15 protein-coding genes and 1 tRNA gene are annotated in these 16,678 nt (G+C 57.3%); 9 read left to right on the top strand and 7 right to left on the bottom strand.

All coding sequences use genetic code 11. From position 1 onward, the window contains the following. Positions 1 to 52: 52 nt before the first annotated feature. The 4 genes from plsX to FS819_RS04885 all read left to right on the top strand — a co-directional run bounded on the left by plsX (position 53) and on the right by FS819_RS04885 (position 3,287). Positions 53 to 1,120, top strand: a complete 1,068-nt coding sequence (gene plsX / locus FS819_RS04870) for a phosphate acyltransferase PlsX (protein ID WP_041696419.1) — start codon at positions 53 to 55, stop codon at positions 1,118 to 1,120. Positions 1,121 to 1,139: 19 nt separating this feature from the next. Then, positions 1,140 to 2,111, top strand: a complete 972-nt coding sequence (locus FS819_RS04875) for a beta-ketoacyl-ACP synthase III (RefSeq protein ID WP_015915591.1) — start codon at positions 1,140 to 1,142, stop codon at positions 2,109 to 2,111. 98 nt (positions 2,112 to 2,209) lie between these two features. After that, entirely contained in the window at positions 2,210 to 2,548 is a 339-nt protein-coding gene (locus FS819_RS04880) for an integration host factor subunit alpha (protein WP_015915592.1), read from the top strand. A gap of 193 nt (positions 2,549 to 2,741) precedes the next feature. Then, positions 2,742 to 3,287 carry a MerR family transcriptional regulator gene (locus FS819_RS04885; RefSeq protein WP_015915593.1) on the top strand — a complete coding sequence of 182 codons (546 nt, stop codon included), beginning with the start codon at positions 2,742 to 2,744 and terminating at the stop codon, positions 3,285 to 3,287. A gap of 8 nt (positions 3,288 to 3,295) precedes the next feature. Here the strand turns inward: FS819_RS04885 and FS819_RS04890 are convergent, their stop codons facing one another. Then, complete coding sequence (locus FS819_RS04890; RefSeq protein WP_060715801.1) at positions 3,296 to 3,559, bottom strand: DUF982 domain-containing protein; 264 nt, start codon at positions 3,557 to 3,559, stop codon at positions 3,296 to 3,298. 300 nt (positions 3,560 to 3,859) lie between these two features. Here FS819_RS04890 and FS819_RS04895 point away from each other — a divergent pair, with 300 nt between their 5' ends. The 4 genes from FS819_RS04895 (at position 3,860) to FS819_RS04910 (ending at position 7,973) form a co-directional block, all read left to right on the top strand. Beyond that, on the top strand, positions 3,860 to 4,651 hold the full coding sequence (locus FS819_RS04895; protein WP_156550763.1) for a PRC-barrel domain-containing protein: 792 nt from the start codon (positions 3,860 to 3,862) through the stop codon (positions 4,649 to 4,651). Positions 4,652 to 4,885: 234 nt separating this feature from the next. Beyond that, on the top strand, positions 4,886 to 6,262 hold the full coding sequence (locus tag FS819_RS04900; RefSeq protein ID WP_156550762.1) for a sensor histidine kinase: 1,377 nt from the start codon (positions 4,886 to 4,888) through the stop codon (positions 6,260 to 6,262). Between the two features lie 101 nt (positions 6,263 to 6,363). Next, positions 6,364 to 6,440 (top strand) — tRNA-Pro (locus tag FS819_RS04905). A 504-nt stretch (positions 6,441 to 6,944) separates the two neighbouring features. Then, positions 6,945 to 7,973 (top strand): extracellular catalytic domain type 1 short-chain-length polyhydroxyalkanoate depolymerase, encoded by a 1,029-nt coding sequence (locus tag FS819_RS04910; protein ID WP_156550761.1) that lies wholly within the window; start codon positions 6,945 to 6,947, stop codon positions 7,971 to 7,973. A 97-nt stretch (positions 7,974 to 8,070) separates the two neighbouring features. Here the strand turns inward: FS819_RS04910 and FS819_RS04915 are convergent, their stop codons facing one another. From FS819_RS04915 to FS819_RS04940, 6 genes are all read right to left on the bottom strand, one after another. Further along, positions 8,071 to 8,220 carry a hypothetical protein gene (locus FS819_RS04915; protein ID WP_015915610.1) on the bottom strand — a complete coding sequence of 50 codons (150 nt, stop codon included), beginning with the start codon at positions 8,218 to 8,220 and terminating at the stop codon, positions 8,071 to 8,073. Positions 8,221 to 8,331: 111 nt separating this feature from the next. Next, positions 8,332 to 9,603: a glycosyltransferase gene (locus FS819_RS04920; protein ID WP_234624906.1), complete on the bottom strand. Its 1,272-nt coding sequence runs from the start codon at positions 9,601 to 9,603 to the stop codon at positions 8,332 to 8,334. 22 nt (positions 9,604 to 9,625) lie between these two features. Beyond that, positions 9,626 to 10,849: an O-antigen ligase family protein gene (locus FS819_RS04925; protein ID WP_070167245.1), complete on the bottom strand. Its 1,224-nt coding sequence runs from the start codon at positions 10,847 to 10,849 to the stop codon at positions 9,626 to 9,628. Next, positions 10,846 to 12,396 (bottom strand): undecaprenyl-phosphate glucose phosphotransferase, encoded by a 1,551-nt coding sequence (locus FS819_RS04930; RefSeq protein ID WP_156550760.1) that lies wholly within the window; start codon positions 12,394 to 12,396, stop codon positions 10,846 to 10,848. Before FS819_RS04930 ends, FS819_RS04925 begins: the two co-directional genes overlap by 4 nt. Positions 12,397 to 12,496: 100 nt before the next feature. Next, positions 12,497 to 13,633 (bottom strand): glycosyltransferase family 4 protein, encoded by a 1,137-nt coding sequence (locus tag FS819_RS04935; protein WP_156550759.1) that lies wholly within the window; start codon positions 13,631 to 13,633, stop codon positions 12,497 to 12,499. Further along, positions 13,633 to 14,202, bottom strand: a complete 570-nt coding sequence (locus tag FS819_RS04940) for a polysaccharide biosynthesis/export family protein (RefSeq protein WP_060716018.1) — start codon at positions 14,200 to 14,202, stop codon at positions 13,633 to 13,635. Before FS819_RS04940 ends, FS819_RS04935 begins: the two co-directional genes overlap by 1 nt. A 177-nt stretch (positions 14,203 to 14,379) precedes the next feature. On the opposite strand from FS819_RS04940, the gene FS819_RS04945 reads away from it, so the two are divergent. Continuing rightward, complete coding sequence (locus FS819_RS04945; protein WP_156550758.1) at positions 14,380 to 16,623, top strand: GumC family protein; 2,244 nt, start codon at positions 14,380 to 14,382, stop codon at positions 16,621 to 16,623. The last annotated feature ends 55 nt before the right edge of the window (positions 16,624 to 16,678 follow it).

The raw sequence follows: 16,678 nt of genomic DNA on the forward strand, positions 1-16,678 counted from the left end.
GTATTTTGGCCGAAAATTTCACCTGGGGGTGAAAAAGAAGGGATTAAGACGCGTGGTCAAAATTTCTCTCGACGTCATGGGGGGCGATTTCGGTCCCGAAGTCGTTATTCCGGGCGCCGCCCGGGCGCTGGAGCGCCATCCGGAGATTACATTCATCCTGTTTGGCCAGCGGGAAAAGTGCGAGCCTTTTCTTGCCAAATATCCAAAATTGAAAGCAAAATCCGTCTTCCACGATTGCGAAGTGGCAATCGCTATGGACGAAAAGCCAAGCCAGGCGCTGCGGCGTGGCCGCTATGTCTCCAGCATGTGGCGCTCGATTGAGGCCGTCAAAACAGGCGAGGCGGATGTTGTCGTGTCTGCCGGTAATACCGGCGCACTGATGGCGATGTCCAAGTTCTGCCTGCGCACCATGGCCAATGTGGAGCGCCCGGCCATTGCCGGGATCTGGCCGACCCTGAAGGGGGAAAGCATTGTGCTCGATATTGGCGCCACCATTGGTGCCGATGCGCAACAACTGCTGGATTTCGCCGTCATGGGCGGCGCTATGGCCCGGGCTTTATTCCAGATTGATCGTCCTTCGATTGGCTTGTTGAATGTCGGCGTCGAGGAAATCAAGGGTCAGGAAGAAGTGCGCGAAGCGGGCCGCATGTTGCGTGAGGCAGGTCTGGACACCCTAAACTATGCTGGTTTCGTCGAGGGAGACGATCTTGGCAAGGGCACGGTCGATGTCGTCGTCACGGAAGGCTTCACCGGCAATATCGCCCTGAAGGCTGCCGAAGGCACGGCGCGCCAGATTGCCACCTATCTGAGGGCTGCCATGTCGCGCAGCCTGATGTCGAAGATCGGCTATTTCTTCGCCAAGGGGGCGTTCGATGCGCTGAAGGACAAGATGGACCCGCGCAAGGTGAATGGCGGCGTCTTTCTCGGTCTGAACGGCATCGTCATCAAGAGCCATGGCGGTACGGACGCGGAAGGTTTCGGTTCAGCCATTGAGGTTGGCTATGACATGGCGCGCAATGGTTTGACCCAGAAAATTGAAAATGATTTGAAACTTTATCACACTCGCTTTCCATCGACGTCCAGGGCTGGTTCCTCCAGCGCCGGGCCGGAAGCAGCGTGAAAGACAGGATAAATATAAAATGATTCGTTCAGTTGTTCGCGGTGTTGGCTCGGCTTTGCCCAAGCGGCTATTGAGTAACCGCGAAATGGAAACGCTTGTCGACACGTCGGACGACTGGATCGTTCAACGCACCGGCATAAAGCAGCGCTATATTGCCGGCGAGGGGGAGACCACCGCCTCGCTTGGCGCTGAGGCTGCCTTGAAGGCGCTGGAGGCCGCTGGCCTCGCGCCCGCCGATATCGACATGATCATCTGCGCCACATCGACGCCCGACAACACCTTTCCGTCGGCTGCGGTGAATATCCAGAACCGGCTTGGCATGACCCATGGGTTTGCCTTTGACGTTCAGGCCGTCTGCACCGGGTTCGTCTATGCCATGACGACGGCGGATGCCTATATTCGCGGCGGACTGGCGAAGCGGGTGCTGGTCATCGGTGCCGAGACCTTTTCGCGTATTCTCGACTGGCAGGACCGTACCACCTGCGTGCTGTTCGGCGATGGCGCTGGCGCTCTGGTGCTGGAAGCGGTCGAAGGGCAGGGAACCATTGCCGATCGCGGCGTGCTGACGGCGCATTTGCGCTCGGATGGCTCGCACAAGGACAAGCTTTATGTCGATGGCGGCCCATCCACGACAGGCACCGTCGGCCATTTGCGCATGGAAGGCCGTGAAGTCTTCAAGCACGCGGTCGGGATGATCGCCGATGTGATCGAACAATCCTTTGCGGCGTCGGGCCTGACGGCTGAGGATGTCGATTGGCTGGTGCCGCATCAGGCCAATCGCCGCATTATCGATGGTGCTGCGAAAAAACTGGATATTCCCCTGGAAAAAGTTGTGATCACCGTCGATCAGCATGGCAATACATCTGCTGCCTCGATTCCACTGGCGATTTCGGTTGCTGTCGCTGATGGCCGGATCAAGCAGGGTGACTTGGTGCTGTTGGAAGCCATGGGCGGCGGATTTACCTGGGGTGCGCTGCTGCTGCGCTGGTAGTTGCCGCAAAAACAAGTTGTTAACGGTGCTTGACCGATTGCGTTCATATCAATAGTCTCTGAGTATAACGATCAGAACTGATAAATGGACGGGATGCTATGGCTGGCAAAACGGTAACACGCGCGGATTTGGCTGAATCGGTCTTCCGCAAGGTTGGTCTCTCCCGGACGGAATCCGCCGAACTTGTCGAAACTGTTATCGATGAGATTTGCAATGCCATCGTGCGTGGCGAAATGGTCAAGCTTTCCTCTTTCGCTACCTTCCAGGTGCGCGCAAAGAACGAGCGGATCGGCCGCAATCCGAAGACCGGTGAAGAAGTGCCGATTTCGCCCCGCAAGGTGATGACGTTCAAGGCCTCCAATGTCTTGAAACAGCGTATTCTGCGCTCGCATCTGGCCCGCAAAGCCAAGCAGAAACCGGCCAATCCTGCTGCTTAATGGTCTTGGGAGCAACCCCAGCGGTTCCGGCAAGTTTTGAGCTTGATTATGTCGGTCCCTATTTGTTGCGGACGGCGCTTTCGAGCTGCCATACGGATGGGCGACTTACTGAATAGTCCTCAAAACAGTAGCTGCAATACAAGATGATACAGCCTCAGTTTCTGATGAGAGACATGCTGTCGTTGAGAGTGACATGATGGAGCCCGTCTTGGATAAAAGCCCTGATGCCTTCCGCACGATCAGCGAAGTGGCGGACGATCTTGATTTGCCTCAGCATGTGCTGCGATTCTGGGAAACCCGGTTTCCGCAGATCAAGCCGCTGAAACGCGGCGGCGGGCGGCGCTACTACCGTCCTGACGATATCGAACTGCTGAAGGGCATTCGACATCTGCTTTACGATCATGGCTATACGATCAAAGGTGTGCAGAAGCTTCTGAAAACCAACGGCAATAAATTCGTCATGGCTGTCGCTTCCGGCGATCTGGCGACGATGGAAGCCCTGGTTGCTGCTGGCCAATCCAGCAATGACGATCCCAAACTCGGCAGCGACGACGATCAGGTTGTCGGTCATGCAAAGTCGCGTACCAGCAGCCGATTCTTTAACTTCGGCGGTGGCGACGATAGCGCTCTCGACATTTCCGCTGGCCGTGGTTCGGTCGGCAAGGAAGACCGGGCGCTTCTTCAGGAAACTCTGTTCGATCTGCTGGAATGCAAGCGGCTATTGGATCAGGTCCGCTAAAACACCCCTCACGCCGCCTGAGTTTGCTCCGGCGCAATCGCCACATTGGCGCGATGCGCGGCAAGGATCAGCGCGCGCCGCGCATAGGTGGCGGAACGCCGTCCTTCCAGGGCGGCTGCGCAGGCGGACAAGGCCTTGCGAAAATATTCGCAGGAAAAATCCGGCCATTGATCGGCAAGCAGCCAGGCTGCTTCCCGAATCGATCTGACCATGTGGGTGGTTCCGGCAATGACCAAGGCGACCGGCCGCTGAAAGTCTCTGTCTAATGTCATGTCATGTTCTCCGCGGCTCATAACGCCACGGTTAACCATTGGTTCCGCAGAAAAAATCCGATGTGAATAATAAATTTTGGCCGTATATCGCGGGCTGTGGAATCGACGGCAAAGACGTGTCTGGCGTGTGTTTCGGCAATAAGAAAAGAACGGCAAAAAGGAATATTTTCTTAAATTTTGGAACAAATCAGGATGGCGCGCGTTATGCTGACTGAAGAATAGCGTCATGCGGTGCGCCTCCTTCCGATCAGTGTGCTGGGCAACACGAAGTCATAGCAAAACCCGCCGATCGGACTAGGAATGACGTTTATGAAATCAGCCGCGGCTGGAGCGCTTCTGCTTGCGCTTTGTGGCACGCCAGCGCTCGCCGCCTGCAATATTTCCGATGCAAGGTTTGAAGAAGCCATTCTGGAAAAGCCTGAATTCCGGGATCCTCAAAACCGCTATCTCGTGCATGACCTGCGCAAATTGCGCGATGCGGCCTTTCTTCTGTGGAATTACGGGCTGGAAAAAGATTGCGAGCGGTTACTGGGCAATATTCGTGAATTGATCGCATCCCCGTTCATGGCGCGGTTGGGTACCAATGACGAAGACGCGACCGACCAGCAATTGGCCGCCGGCGAGCCGCAATGGCATAGGCTGGGCCAGGTCAAGGGAAGCCGTGGCACTGCCAATGAGGGGGCTTTGATCAGCATCAACGATCTCGATCCTGGCTTGCTGGTCAATGAAATTGTCGGGGCCGAGGTTCGGACCGCCGATGACAAGATTGTTGGCGAGGTTCGCAATGTGGTCATCGGCACCAAGGACCGGCAGGATTACGCAATCGTTGCGGCTGGTGGTTTTTTTGTACCGGGCAAGGATAGTCTCGTTGTTCCGCTTCGCTACCTGCTTGTCGATCGGGAAAGGAAGAGCTTCTTTCTGCGGATTTCGAATGCGCAGGTGAAGGCAGTCCCTTTGATGCCGGACCAGGATTATCAATGGTTGACGGACGAGACATGGCGCAAGACAAACGATGCGATTTTCGAGAGTTTGATTGCTGGCCCCGGGCCCGATCAACCCACGAAAACCTCCAGAGACAGTGCCACGAAATGAGCGATTAGCCAAAGCACGCCTTGATGGGCGAGGACGAGCCACCTGTTGCCGTGCATGCCGTTTTGGTCGTCCGATGCAAATGTTTCATTAAAAACGATGTTTGCTATTCCACTGATCTCTATCCAAAGCCAGTGATGCATTGGTATCTTTGGACCGTGGTATAGCTCACCTATTTCACGCGCGGCCTAGCCGCACCTGGAAACAGCCTATCTCATCTTAGAAAAGCGACACCCCTTGACCAATCTTCCGCTCAACGAAATCCTGCCTCAGGACATCATTGATACCTCCCGTGACGCAGTGCTGATTCTGAGCCAGGATCTGACTGTGCTTGCCGCCAATCAAGCCTTCTACGCCAATTTCCAGATCACCTCTGAACAGACACTGGAACGGCAGCTGTACGAGCTAAAGGGTGGCCATTGGAACATACCTGGGCTTCGATTGCTTTTGGAGCAGATCGTTCCGCTCGATATCGTCGTTAATGCTCATGAAATTGATGTGGTTTTCCCCGATCTGGGCCATAGGATCATGCTGGTCAATGTGCGGCGGGTTCAACGCACGAGTGATGCCACAAGCCTGTTTTTGATGTCGATCGATGATGTCACGCAAGCGCGCCTTGCCAGTGCGGAAGCTGAGCGCAGTTGGATTCTTGCGCAGAATATTGTCGATACGGTCCGCGATCCATTGCTGGTGTTGGAACATGACATGCGCGTTGTGTTTGCCAGCCGTTCTTTTTTGAAACTTTTCGGTGTTCAAGCCACGGAGGTTGTCGGCCAGCAGTTGAAAACGCTGGGGGACGGCCAGTGGAACGTGGCTGCGCTCAACGATCTCCTGGAGCGTGTCTTGCCACGCGACGAGCATGTCGATGGCTTGCTGCTGGAGGACGACTTTCCCGGTCTGGGCCGTCGTGTGTTCAAGATCAATGCCCGGAAAATATTTCGGCCAGGCAATCATGTCACCCGGATGCTCGTCGTATTCGAAGACGCGACGGAGGCCGTGCTGTTCGATAGGCATCGGGATATATTGGCAGCGGAACTCGCCCATCGCATCAAAAACAGCCTGCAGATCATTTCCTCTTTCGTCTCGCACGAAATTCGCCGCGCCGCAGAACCTTGCGCCGAAGGATATAAGGCCATGCAAGCGCGGATTAGAGCCGTTGCCGAGCTTTACGACGTCATTGCTCAATCCAGTGCCTTTGGCCCCGTCAACATGGAAACCTACCTGAGAGGCATCAACACCACGATCCGTAAGAGCCTTTTGAGCCCGAATTCGAACATCACGATCAGCACGAAAACCGAGCCGTTGAGCATTCAACCCGATTATGCCGTATCGATCGGCTTGATCGTCAATGAGCTTGCCACCAATGCCGTAAAATATGCCTTTCCATCGGGGCAGGGCGAGGTTGTTCTCGGCTTTCAGCGCCGGGAAGGTGAGGTCGCACTGACCGTCAGCGATAACGGAATCGGCCTCAGCGGCAAATCGGAGGGGTCGGGACTTGGCACCCAGTTCGTCAAAGCTTTCGTCAAGCAACTCGGCGGTTCCCTGGCCAGCGCGACGAGCTCCAGTGGCACGACGTATACCGTCAGGCTTCCACCGTCGATCTTGGCGGAATGAGTTTTGAGGTGTGTTTTGCGTGTTTTTGATCTGTCCGGGCAAAATTCCGCTTGCGCCCGAAAGTCAAAAACTCTAAGTGAACCTTGCTCTTAGGAGCGGGTCGGGGCGTAGCGCAGCCCGGTAGCGCACTTGACTGGGGGTCAAGGGGTCGCAGGTTCAAATCCTGCCGTCCCGACCATTTATTTCAATCACTCCCCCCCAGTTTGGGTGATTGTCTCTCTTCAAACCAGATGCCTATTTTCAGCGTTACAGCGCCTTGCACTCAGGTTTGCTGAAGCCCTTCTATTTTGGGGAGAGGCGGCGGCTTTGTGCTTGCGTAATCCTTTCAGGGCGTAAGCTAATCTCAAGAGTTTTATGTTTATAATGTATAATTCTTTTTTTGCGGTGCACGTAATAGACAGATGTTTTCCGTAACCATCTATATTCTAACGGTTATTATCAGATTTTCTGGACTTTGAAGAGGCTAGACAGGCTACAAAAGCGCCGAATGGTGCAGCGCTGGTATCGATAAAGTCCCGTCTCTGCCTTATATTGGGTGCAGTGCAGCAATATGCCGTGTCGTTGGTCCTCATAACCTTCGAGATTAGCATGAGACGATATTCACCATGAGTTTTTGAGGGCCAGAAGTATTGGCGGCTTGTGAAGCAGACGAGAGAATGCAGCCGTCAGGAAGGCAGATGTGATGCGATTGAATGTTCCAAAATCGGTGGCCGCCATGGTTCGCCGCCAAAAAAAGTTACAAAAGGCATTTGTGGATCTGGTTGAGAGCGCCACGCCTCGCGAAAAGGTCGCGCCGAAACCGAGAAAGCCCGCCCAGCCACGCCTTGTTGAAAACACCAGCTTCGGCAGCAATCCCGGGCATTTGCGGATGATGACCTATGTGCCTGCGGGTTTGCAGCCGGGTGCGCCGCTTGTGGTGGTGCTGCACGGCTGCGGGCAGACGGCTAAGGATTTCGATGACGGCAGCGGCTGGAGCCGTCTGGCACGTCAGTACGGTTTCGCGCTGCTCTATCCCGAACAGCGTAGTTCCAACAATCCGAATGGGTGTTTCAACTGGTTTCGCCCGAGTGCTGTTGCGCGTGATCGCGGCGAGACGGGCTCGATCCGCCAGATGATTGACACCATGGTCGAGGCCCATAGCCTGAGCACCGACCATGTTTTCATCATGGGCCTGTCGGCCGGTGGTGCGCTGGCCGCTGCGGCTCTGGCCGCCTATCCCGATATCTTCAAGGCAGGTGCCGTGGTTGCCGGCCTGCCGGTTGGTGGCGCGCGCGATGCAATGAATGCCTTGAACATCATGCATAACGGTGTGGCGAAAGCCCCGGATGAATGGGCGCAACTGGTCTATCAGGCCGCGCCCGAAGGTCGGGACTGGCCACGGATTTCGATCTGGCAGGGCAGGGATGACAATGTCGTCCATCAGAAGAACGCCGATGCGCTGGTCATCCAATGGCTTGCCGTGCATGGCTTGCTGGACGGCAAGGCAAAGCCCGTCGCCTATGGCCGGAGCGACGGCTATGTCTGGCATGACGAAGACGGTGCGATCAAGGTGGAATATGCCGTAATGGATGGCCTGGGGCATGGTCTGCCGATCAAAGCGGGCGAGGGGCAGGAAATGCCCTATATGCTACCTGGAGACCTGCATTTGCCATCCCTGCTTGTGGAAAGCTGGGGTCTCGACAGGGCTGAAGGCAAACGCAAGGTCGCGTGATTTGCCTCCACTTGAGAATTATTCAATAGTATAAAGCCTTACAGCACTGGCGTTTTATAATACGGCAGTGCTGTAAGGCAAACGCGCTGGCTGGAGATTATTTCTGTTCGACGGCAACGCCGTCTTTTCCAATGCTGAGTTCCACGCCCTTGGGCTTGGTTTCCTCATGATAGGCATAGGCGCCGAGGCCAACCACGATGACGACCAATGCGCCGATGATCAAATAAAGACCGTTTGTGCGGTTCATGCTGTCCCTCTTCTGTCCGTCCGCCAACTGTTTCGGCTGAACGCGCTGCTTAATGCGACAGAAGAGAAATTGTTCCATGCGTGTGAAAAAATACCTGCCAGTCTCCCTGGGTCATTCACCAATCTGATTGGCGAGCCGCAAGGTCGTGTGGTCTCCGGGCGTTCGAAGTCTGCTGTCGGTTTCGTGTTTGATCACCGGGCATGGCGTGGTTTGCGGCAGTAGGTCCCGGTAGATTGCCAATGTTTCGGCCACCATTTTTTCAAGCCGGTAGTTGTTACGGCGGCTCAATGCGCCAGCCGTAAGCTGTGCCCGCACCAGGGGATCGCGAAAGGCGGCCATGGCGTCTGAAAGCGGCTTGATCTCATCGCTATTGGGAACGGCAAAGCCGTTGACGCCATTCTCCAGCACAACGCTCGTTCCACCCACTGCTGTCAAAACGAGGGGAAGGCCACCGGCTGCGGCCTCCAGCATCGCATAGGACATGGCCTCGTAGCGGCTGGGAGCAACCAGGATGTCGAAAGCCTGGATGGCATCATGTCCGCTCATATCGCTACGGATCTGTGCCTTGCCATCAAGACCGAGGATATGGATCAAGTTGCGCAGTTCCGCCTCCCGCTCGCCGCTGCCAATCATCACCAACCGTGCCTGAGGCATCAGGTCTGCAATGCTGGCAAAGGCGTGGATCAGCCGCTCCGGAGCTTTCTGGGCGACGAGCCTGCCGATGAAACCGAAAACCAGGTGCTCATGGGCAATGCCGAAGCGTGTGCGTGTCTCCGAGCGGGCGTCGCCGGGCGGATATTTGACGCCATTTGCGACAATGCGGAGTGTTCGCGCCGGAATACCCAGCGCCACGGCATGATGATATTCGTCTGGCGAAACGCAAATCACCCGGTCGCTGAAGAACCTCCCAAGCAGCCGTTCCACGCCGCCATAGACCAAACGGCCTTTGGAGCCGAGCGTCGGGTCCATGGTGCGGAAGGCGTGGGGCGTGTAAAGCACCGGTGGATTGCGCCCGGGCAGGGTTGCCAGTCGGGTCAGCGCGCCGGCCTTTGAACTGTGGCCATGCACGATGTCGAATGGGCCTTTGTCGCGGATCAGCCGTCGCAGCGCGCTATAGGAGGCCAAATCCCAGGGGCCGACCGCACGGTGCATGTCCAGCGTAATGATCTCGTGCAGCGGCAGCGCCAGCAATTCGGCAACGAACCGGCTTTCGGCTCTCAAAGGAGAATAGACAGCGGTTACCGTTTGGCCGCAGGCAGCGAGGCCTGCACAAAGATCGATAAAATGACGGCCGGAGCCACCGCCGCTCGGCTCCAAGACCTGCAAGATTCGCAGATGCTGCCCATTGGCAATTCCCTGGCCATCCCTGACGTTTTCCTCCACTAAACGCGTCCCCCGATGTTCCCTAGTGTCTTTGCCAGTTGATTTCCAGTGCTCTGCATCCCCAAAGGATTCCGAACAGCAGGTACACATGTCGCCAATGATCGATATCGATGACATTGCCGATCAGGGCATGGCCGATCAGCACGATCCAGGCAATCATCAGATAGGGTTGCCAAGGGCGGTCATAGAGCAGACATTTGAAGCCGAAGCAAATGCTCCAGATCAGCATGGCGATAAAACAGACGAAGCCGAGCCAGCCATAGGATGTCAGGGTTTTCAGCCAGATATTGTGCTCGTCCTCTGGAAAGATCTTGCTGAACACCATCGGCCCGATCCCGAGTGGCTTTTCCATCGACATCAGAAAGCCGATCTTGTGACGCTCGAAGCGGCCGAGATGGCCGCCATCATAATCCTGCACAAGCTGGGTGCGGCTGGAAAACAGGTCACGCACCTGCTGGAATTGCAGGGCGACGGTCAGCGCCACAACGAGAGCGATGGCCGCCGTCAGCGCCAGCAGCACGATCTTCAGGCGGAAGGCACTGCTGCGCTCCTTGATCAGCAGGATCAGTACCATGGCAATGGCGCTAAATAGGAAAAGCGCCCAGGCCGCCCGTGAAAAGGACAGGAAAACCCCAAGTGCGAGGATCAGCAGACAGAGGATTTTCCAGGGTGCGTCCAACAGCCTGCCAGTCAAAAGCCCATGGATGAGATAGAGCGACGGAGCAATCAGAAACGGACCAAACACATTGGGGTCCTGGAAAGCCCCCATGGCCCGATCATAGCGTGTAAACATTTCAGCGCCGGGAAAGGCGTGGAAATAGCCCAGGATTCCCAGAAGGGACGTGGCGACAGCGGCTAGAACCCAGGCATTGAAGATCAATCGTAGACGTTCATGCCGGTCCTCAATGATGGCGGCATAGAAAACCGAGGTCACGGCGAGGAAGGTCGAGACGGCAACATAGAGCGGGCCTTCATCAAGGTCCGTCATTGTCGTCAACGAGATCATGCCGCCGACATTGAAGGTGAGCATCAGCGCCAGAAGCGGTGCGACGCTGCGGGAAATTTTCAGGCCCAGCAGGAACCATAGCGGGATCTGCGCCGCCATGAACAATTCGTAAGGGGCTGGCTCCATGAACACGAAGCCGAGCAGAAACACGCCAAAGCCGACCAGCGCCGATCCGGTCAGGGTAATGGCTGCAAAGCCTGGCCGGAAAGGCGGGCTGCTGTGGTGGCTGACCGCGCTCAATAAGCGTTTTCCGTGTTGAAAAGGCTGATCGGCGTCATCAACAGGATCTTCAGGTCAAACAGTAGCGACCAGTTCTCGATATAATAGAGGTCATGGGCGGTTCTGCCCTTGATCTTGTCGTCGGTATCGATCTCGCCACGCCAGCCCTTGATCTGCGCCCAGCCGGTGACACCAGGCTTGACCCGGTGGCGGGCAAAATAGCTCTCGACGATTTCGCTGTAATGGCGGTTGCGGGTTTGCGCCATGACCGCATGCGGGCGAGGCCCGACCAGCGAAAGATCGCCGCGCAAAACATTGAACAATTGCGGCAATTCATCCATCGAGGATTTGCGCAGCCAGCGGCCGACGGGCGTGACGCGCGGATCGTTCTTGGTGACGGCCAGTTTGGCGGTCGGGTCGCTCATTTCCGTATACATCGAGCGGAATTTCAGGACTTTGATGACCTCATTGTTGAAGCCATGGCGCTTCTGCACGAACAGCACCGGCCCTTTCGACGTGGATTTGATGGCGATGGCGGCGAGCGCCATGACCGGCCAGAAAATGGCCAAGGCCGCCAGGCTGAAAATGATGTCGAAGGCCCGTTTGGCAACCTGGTCCCAGTCGCGGATGGGCTTATCGACCAGATCCAGCATCGGTAGATCGCCGACATGGGAATAGGCGCGGGGTCTGAATCTGAGGCTGTTGGAATGGGCCGCCAGCCGAATATCCACCGGCAGGACCCAGAGTAGTTTCAGCAATTCCAGAATACGCGCTTCCGCGCTGATCGGCAGGGCGATGATCAGCATGTCGATCCGTGTTTCCCGCGCAAAGGCCACCAATTCGGCAACGGTGCCGAGCTTGGGATAGCCCGCGACGATGTTCGGCGACCGGTCGCCTTGCCGATCGTCGAAAATACCGCAGATACGGATATCGTTATCCGGCTGGCTTTCCAGCGTGCGGATCAATTGTTTGGCAGGCTCTCCACCGCCAACCACCACGGCGCGTCGCTCGATGATGCCGTTACGGGTCCAGCTGCGAATGGCCAGTGCCATGCCATAGCGTTCAAGCAGGAGAAACAGGGCAGCGGTTGCCGCCCAGGTCGCCAACCAGGAAACGGTAAACAGCTGGGCATTCCAGGCAAAGTGGATGCCGACCATCAAGGCGATAACCAGAAGCCAGCTGGTCAGGGCCCGCTTTACCGAGCGGATTGGACGACGCAGCGTATGTATCTGGTAGCCGTCGGCAAATTGCGTGAACAGGACAAAAACAATCGCTCCAAGGGCGCCGAACGCACCAAGGGGCAGCAGTGTGTCGAGCGGTCCGTCCATCGTCAACCAGCCGGACAGCAGGCTGGTGGCGATCAGCCAGGAAAATTCCAGCAGGCCGAACTGCCCCAGCATGATGCTGGGCGAGCGATTGGCACGGCGTAATTGATCGGCCACCCGGCTGGCGAGTGGTGACAATTCGACTGTTGGAGACGATGAAGAGCCGCTTGCGCGGGTCTGTTCAGCCTCTTCCTTCAGTTTTTGACGGAGCTTTGCTACATCCAAAGTCTCTAGCGCCCTCATCGCGGCAATTCATTTTGCAACGTTGGATTACCGCAAATGTGCTAAAAAACCTTTAGCTTTGGCAGGACCCGTCCCACGATGATGCAGGTCGCGGCGGCTGTCAAACCGAATGATCGCGGTAGAGCGCCAGCATTTGTGTGGCCATGGCAGAGGCAGAAAATCGCGCATGGAAGAGAACCGGGTCCGGCATGACGGCCTGTTTCCAGTCGGGTTGGGTCAGGGCCTGCACCATGGTAGCGGCCAGTTCCTCGACATTGTCGGGTTTGACCAGTGCGGCGCTGTTCTTGCCCAGAGCTTCCGGAATGCCGCCGACGGCGCTGGCAATCACCGATTTTCCGGCGGCAATCGCCTCCAGCACGATATAGGGCATGGATTCAGCTCTGGAGGGGACGACAACAATATTGCTGAAGGTAAAGGCTTCCGAGACCCGCATGGCAGGCAGCAATTGCATGCGAAGGCCAAGTCCGCGCTGGTGAATCTGCTGCTCGTATCTGTCTCGGTCCGGGCCATCGCCGATGACAGCGCCGGTCAGAGGACGCCCCAGCAACCGTTCCGCCTCCAGCACGGCGTTGATGAAGACGTCAGGGCCTTTCAGATCCCGCAACATGCCGATGAAGACGAAGTCCACGGATGCGTCACGGAGTGGTACAGGTCGAAATTCACTCTCGCTGATCCCATTCAAAATCAATCGGGAGTCGCAGCTCGGTTTTCCCACCTTTTGCCCGTAGGACCATTGCTCGAAGCCGCAGACAAAGGCGATGGCTTCGGTCTGGCGTTCCAACAGCTTTTCCAGGGCAAAGATCAGTCTGCCAACCGGCCTGTTGCGGCGATAATGCAGGCTGCCGCCATGCGGTGAATAGATGCGGACAACCTTTGATCCCTGCATGCGAAGCGCCGTGCCAATGATGCGGGCGAGGGCGCCGCCCTTGGCACCGTGACCATGCAGTATATCGGGCTTCAGGCTCTTGATATGCCGATAGCAGGAGCGCACCGCGCTGATATCGTCAAAGCCAATGGCGCGCCGGATCGGCTGGCGGATAAGGCCGAGTTTCAGGCGGGGCAGCAATTCCGCAAACAGGGCGTCCTCATGGTCGCCGCCGGTGCTGCTGTCGCAGATAATGCCGACGGAATGGCCAAGCGCGTCGTGATGCTCGACCAGATCGCGCACATGCCGGAAAATGCCGCCAATTGGCGAGCGGAAGCAATGGATGATCCGCAGCCCGTCTTCATCCGGCATCAGAACAGCCGTTCGCGCACATAAACCGTATCACCGGCAATGATGGGGTCGGTGATCGGCACCCGGCCCGTGGCGATGGTGCCATTGACCTTGCGGGTCACATCCACGTCGCGCTCGTTGGCGCGGCTGGTGAAGCCGCCAGCAACGGCGATGGCATTTTGCACCGTCATGCCCGGCACATAGGAATATTGCCCCGGCTGGCCAACTTCGCCCATGACGAAGATCGAGCGGTAGCGGTCGATCTCAATGCTGACATCGGGATCGCGCAGATAGCCCTTGCGCAGCCGCTGGGCAATGGTGCCTTCCAGCTGTGGCATGGTGGTGCCGCGCGCCGCGACCTGGCCGATCAGCGGAAAGGCGATATAGCCGGCCTGATCCACGGTATAGGTATTGCTCAGATTGGCCTGGTCGAACACGGTGATGCGCAGCCGGTCGCCGCTATCCAGCCGGTAGGGCTGGATCGTTGCTTCCTGGAAGACTTTCGAAGCCGGCTTATAGGTGGCGCAGCTGGAAAGCGCCGCCAGCAGGGTGACGGCAACAGCCAGCAAGATCTGTTTGGCGGTGACCATGCGCACGCTCCCATAGAAGATAATCATGTTCTTATCGGCCAGTATGGTTAAGGGAGTGTAAAGATTGGAGCGCAAGTCCGGCAAGCTTATCCTGCAATCTCCGCGATGACCACAGGCGGTTAACGCTTGAGTTACTATGTTCGTTTACGCTCCGGACAGATTTGAAGGAGGGATGGAATGTCGGGTCAGCCGGTCGCCGCCCATCAGGACGTAGATATCGATCTCTTGCAGCTGTTTCGCGCCGTCTGGCAGCGAAAGGGCAGGGTATTGCTTGTCACTTGTCTGGCCGCAGGCGTCGCCTTTGCCGGGGCCAGCATGATCCGTCCGACCTACCGCGCCGAAACGACGGTGCTGATTGAGCCGCGCGCGCCCAATTACGATGCGGAAAACGCCAAGTCGGCCGCCTCCGAACCGGTGCTGGACGAGCTGAATATTGCCAGTCAGGTGCAGCTGTTCCGATCTGTCGATCTGATCCGCCAGGTGGTGAAGGATCTCAAGCTCTATGAACTGACGGAATTCGACCCTGATCTGCATCCCTCCGCCCTGTCGGATCTGATGGTGATGCTGCATCTGAAAAAGAACCCGCTCGATCTGGCGCCAGAAGACCGGGTGATCCGTACCTTCCTGGAAAAGCTTCAGGTCTATCAGGTCGAGAAGTCGCGGGTTATCGGCATCGAGTTTTCCTCCAAGGATGCAAGGCTCGCCGCTGCCATTCCCAATGAAATGGTCAAGGTCTATCTGGCGATCCAGAGCGGCGCCAAGCTTGATAGCAATGAGGACGCGGCCCGCTGGCTGGAGCCGGAAATTTCCAATCTGCGTCAGAAGGTGTCCGACGCGGAAAAGAAAGTCGCGGATTATCGCCGCAATGCCGATCTGCTGTCGACCGGCGAGGGCGGTACATTCGCCTCCAAGCAGCTCAACGATATATCGACGGAATTGGCGCGGGTGCGGACCGACCGGGCCAGTGCGCAGGCACGGGCCGAAAATGCCAAGGCATCATTGAAGGCCGGGCGGTCGACCGACAATCTCGATATCGTCATGGCCTCTCCTGCCGTGCAGCAGTTGAAACAGGCGGAAGCCGCCGTACAGGCACAAATCTCCGACCTCTCCACCAGTCTTCTGGACGGACACCCGCGCATCAAGGCGCTGCGGGCCCAATTGGCCAACCTGCGCCAGCAATTGGCCGAAGAGACGAGAAAAGTCGTCTCCAGCCTGGAAACCGAGGCCAATGTGGCGCGGATGCGCGAAGCGGAGCTTGACCGGCAGCTGACGACCCTCAAGGCACAAAGCGCCAAGGCTGGGGACAGCCAGGTCGGGCTTGCGGCATTGGAGCGCGAAGCCAGCGCCCAGCGGCAATTGCTGGAAACCTATCTTGCCCGCTACCGCGAAGCCACCAGCCGTCTGGACAGCAATGCCAGCCCTGCCGATGCCCGGGTGATTTCCCGCGCCTCCGAGCCGAGTGAACCGAATTTCCCCAAGGTCCTGCCGATCACAGTTGTGGCCGCCATGGCGGCTCTGGTGTTGAGCGTGATCGTCATCATGTTGGCGGAACTGTTCAGTGGCCGGGCGCTGAAGCCTGTCGGCCCTGTTGATCCAGACCGCAGCGGGCGGTTTGCGCAGGAATATCCCCGCCGCCGGACCGGTGAGCCTGCCTTTGACGAACCAGCAGCCGCGCCTGCAAAACAGAAGCCAAGACTGGATGCGGCGGCTGCCGCGATCGCAGCGACGGCAGCAGCCGAACGGATCGAAAAGGAAACTCCGCCCATCGCACCGGCAGATCCTGAAGGTGAAAGCGATCAACATCCCGCGGCCCTTTCCGATGCCGATCATGAGTTTTCAATCGCGTCGGTGGCGCGTTACTTGACGCGGCATGGTATTTCCAAAGCAGTGGTCATCTCGCCTTCCGGCGATGACGGATCGGCGGCAACGGTGCTTTTGGCACGCGCCGTGGCCAAAGCCGAACGCACGGTGATCCTGATTGACATGACCGGCTCCGGCTATCCGACAGCGCTGATGGCCGTGCGAAACGATCTGCCCGGCGTGACCGATCTGCTCTGCGGCGACGTTGCCTTTGGTGAAACCATCCATTCCGACCGATTGTCAAACGCCCATATCGTGCCGAAGGGCAATAGCGATATCCGTCAGGCGCTGCGTGGCATCGAGCGGCTGTCAATGGTGGTCGAGGCGCTTGCCGACGTTTACGACCTGGTCCTGATCGAATGCGGCCCGGCCAGCGCCGACAATGTCGTTGGCCTGTGCAAGGCCCAGGACCATGAAGTCATCCTCTCTGCGCCCAATCCGGACCGCAAGCAATTGGCGCAAATCATGTCCGCCTTCGAAGCCGTTGGCTATAGTGATCTGGTGCTGATGAGTGACGACAATGCGGTGCCACCGGATGATGGTGGCCAGCGGGTGGCTTGAAATTTGTCAGGGGAACGTGGAAACCGAGTTTTCTCGGACAGTTAAACGACAACAA

The sequence above is a fragment of the Allorhizobium sp. Av2 genome, from assembly GCF_021462805.2.
GTDB lineage: Bacteria > Pseudomonadota > Alphaproteobacteria > Rhizobiales > Rhizobiaceae > Allorhizobium > Allorhizobium vitis_G.

Excerpts from the sequence above, each read along its gene's own strand:
- FS819_RS04895 (WP_156550763.1), top strand. The coding sequence starts at position 3,860 with ATGACGTTTATGAAATCAGCCGCGGCTGGAGCGCTTCTGCTTGCGCTT.
- FS819_RS04890 (WP_060715801.1), bottom strand. The coding sequence starts at position 3,559 with ATGACATTAGACAGAGACTTTCAGCGGCCGGTCGCCTTGGTCATTGCC.
- FS819_RS04910 (WP_156550761.1), top strand. The coding sequence starts at position 6,945 with ATGCGATTGAATGTTCCAAAATCGGTGGCCGCCATGGTTCGCCGCCAA.
- FS819_RS04935 (WP_156550759.1), bottom strand. The coding sequence starts at position 13,633 with ATGCCGGATGAAGACGGGCTGCGGATCATCCATTGCTTCCGCTCGCCA.
- FS819_RS04880 (WP_015915592.1), top strand. The coding sequence starts at position 2,210 with ATGGCTGGCAAAACGGTAACACGCGCGGATTTGGCTGAATCGGTCTTC.
- FS819_RS04885 (WP_015915593.1), top strand. The coding sequence starts at position 2,742 with ATGATGGAGCCCGTCTTGGATAAAAGCCCTGATGCCTTCCGCACGATC.
- FS819_RS04875 (WP_015915591.1), top strand. The coding sequence starts at position 1,140 with ATGATTCGTTCAGTTGTTCGCGGTGTTGGCTCGGCTTTGCCCAAGCGG.
- FS819_RS04940 (WP_060716018.1), bottom strand. The coding sequence starts at position 14,202 with ATGGTCACCGCCAAACAGATCTTGCTGGCTGTTGCCGTCACCCTGCTG.
- FS819_RS04945 (WP_156550758.1), top strand. The coding sequence starts at position 14,380 with ATGTCGGGTCAGCCGGTCGCCGCCCATCAGGACGTAGATATCGATCTC.
- FS819_RS04930 (WP_156550760.1), bottom strand. The coding sequence starts at position 12,396 with ATGAGGGCGCTAGAGACTTTGGATGTAGCAAAGCTCCGTCAAAAACTG.
- FS819_RS04915 (WP_015915610.1), bottom strand. The coding sequence starts at position 8,220 with ATGAACCGCACAAACGGTCTTTATTTGATCATCGGCGCATTGGTCGTC.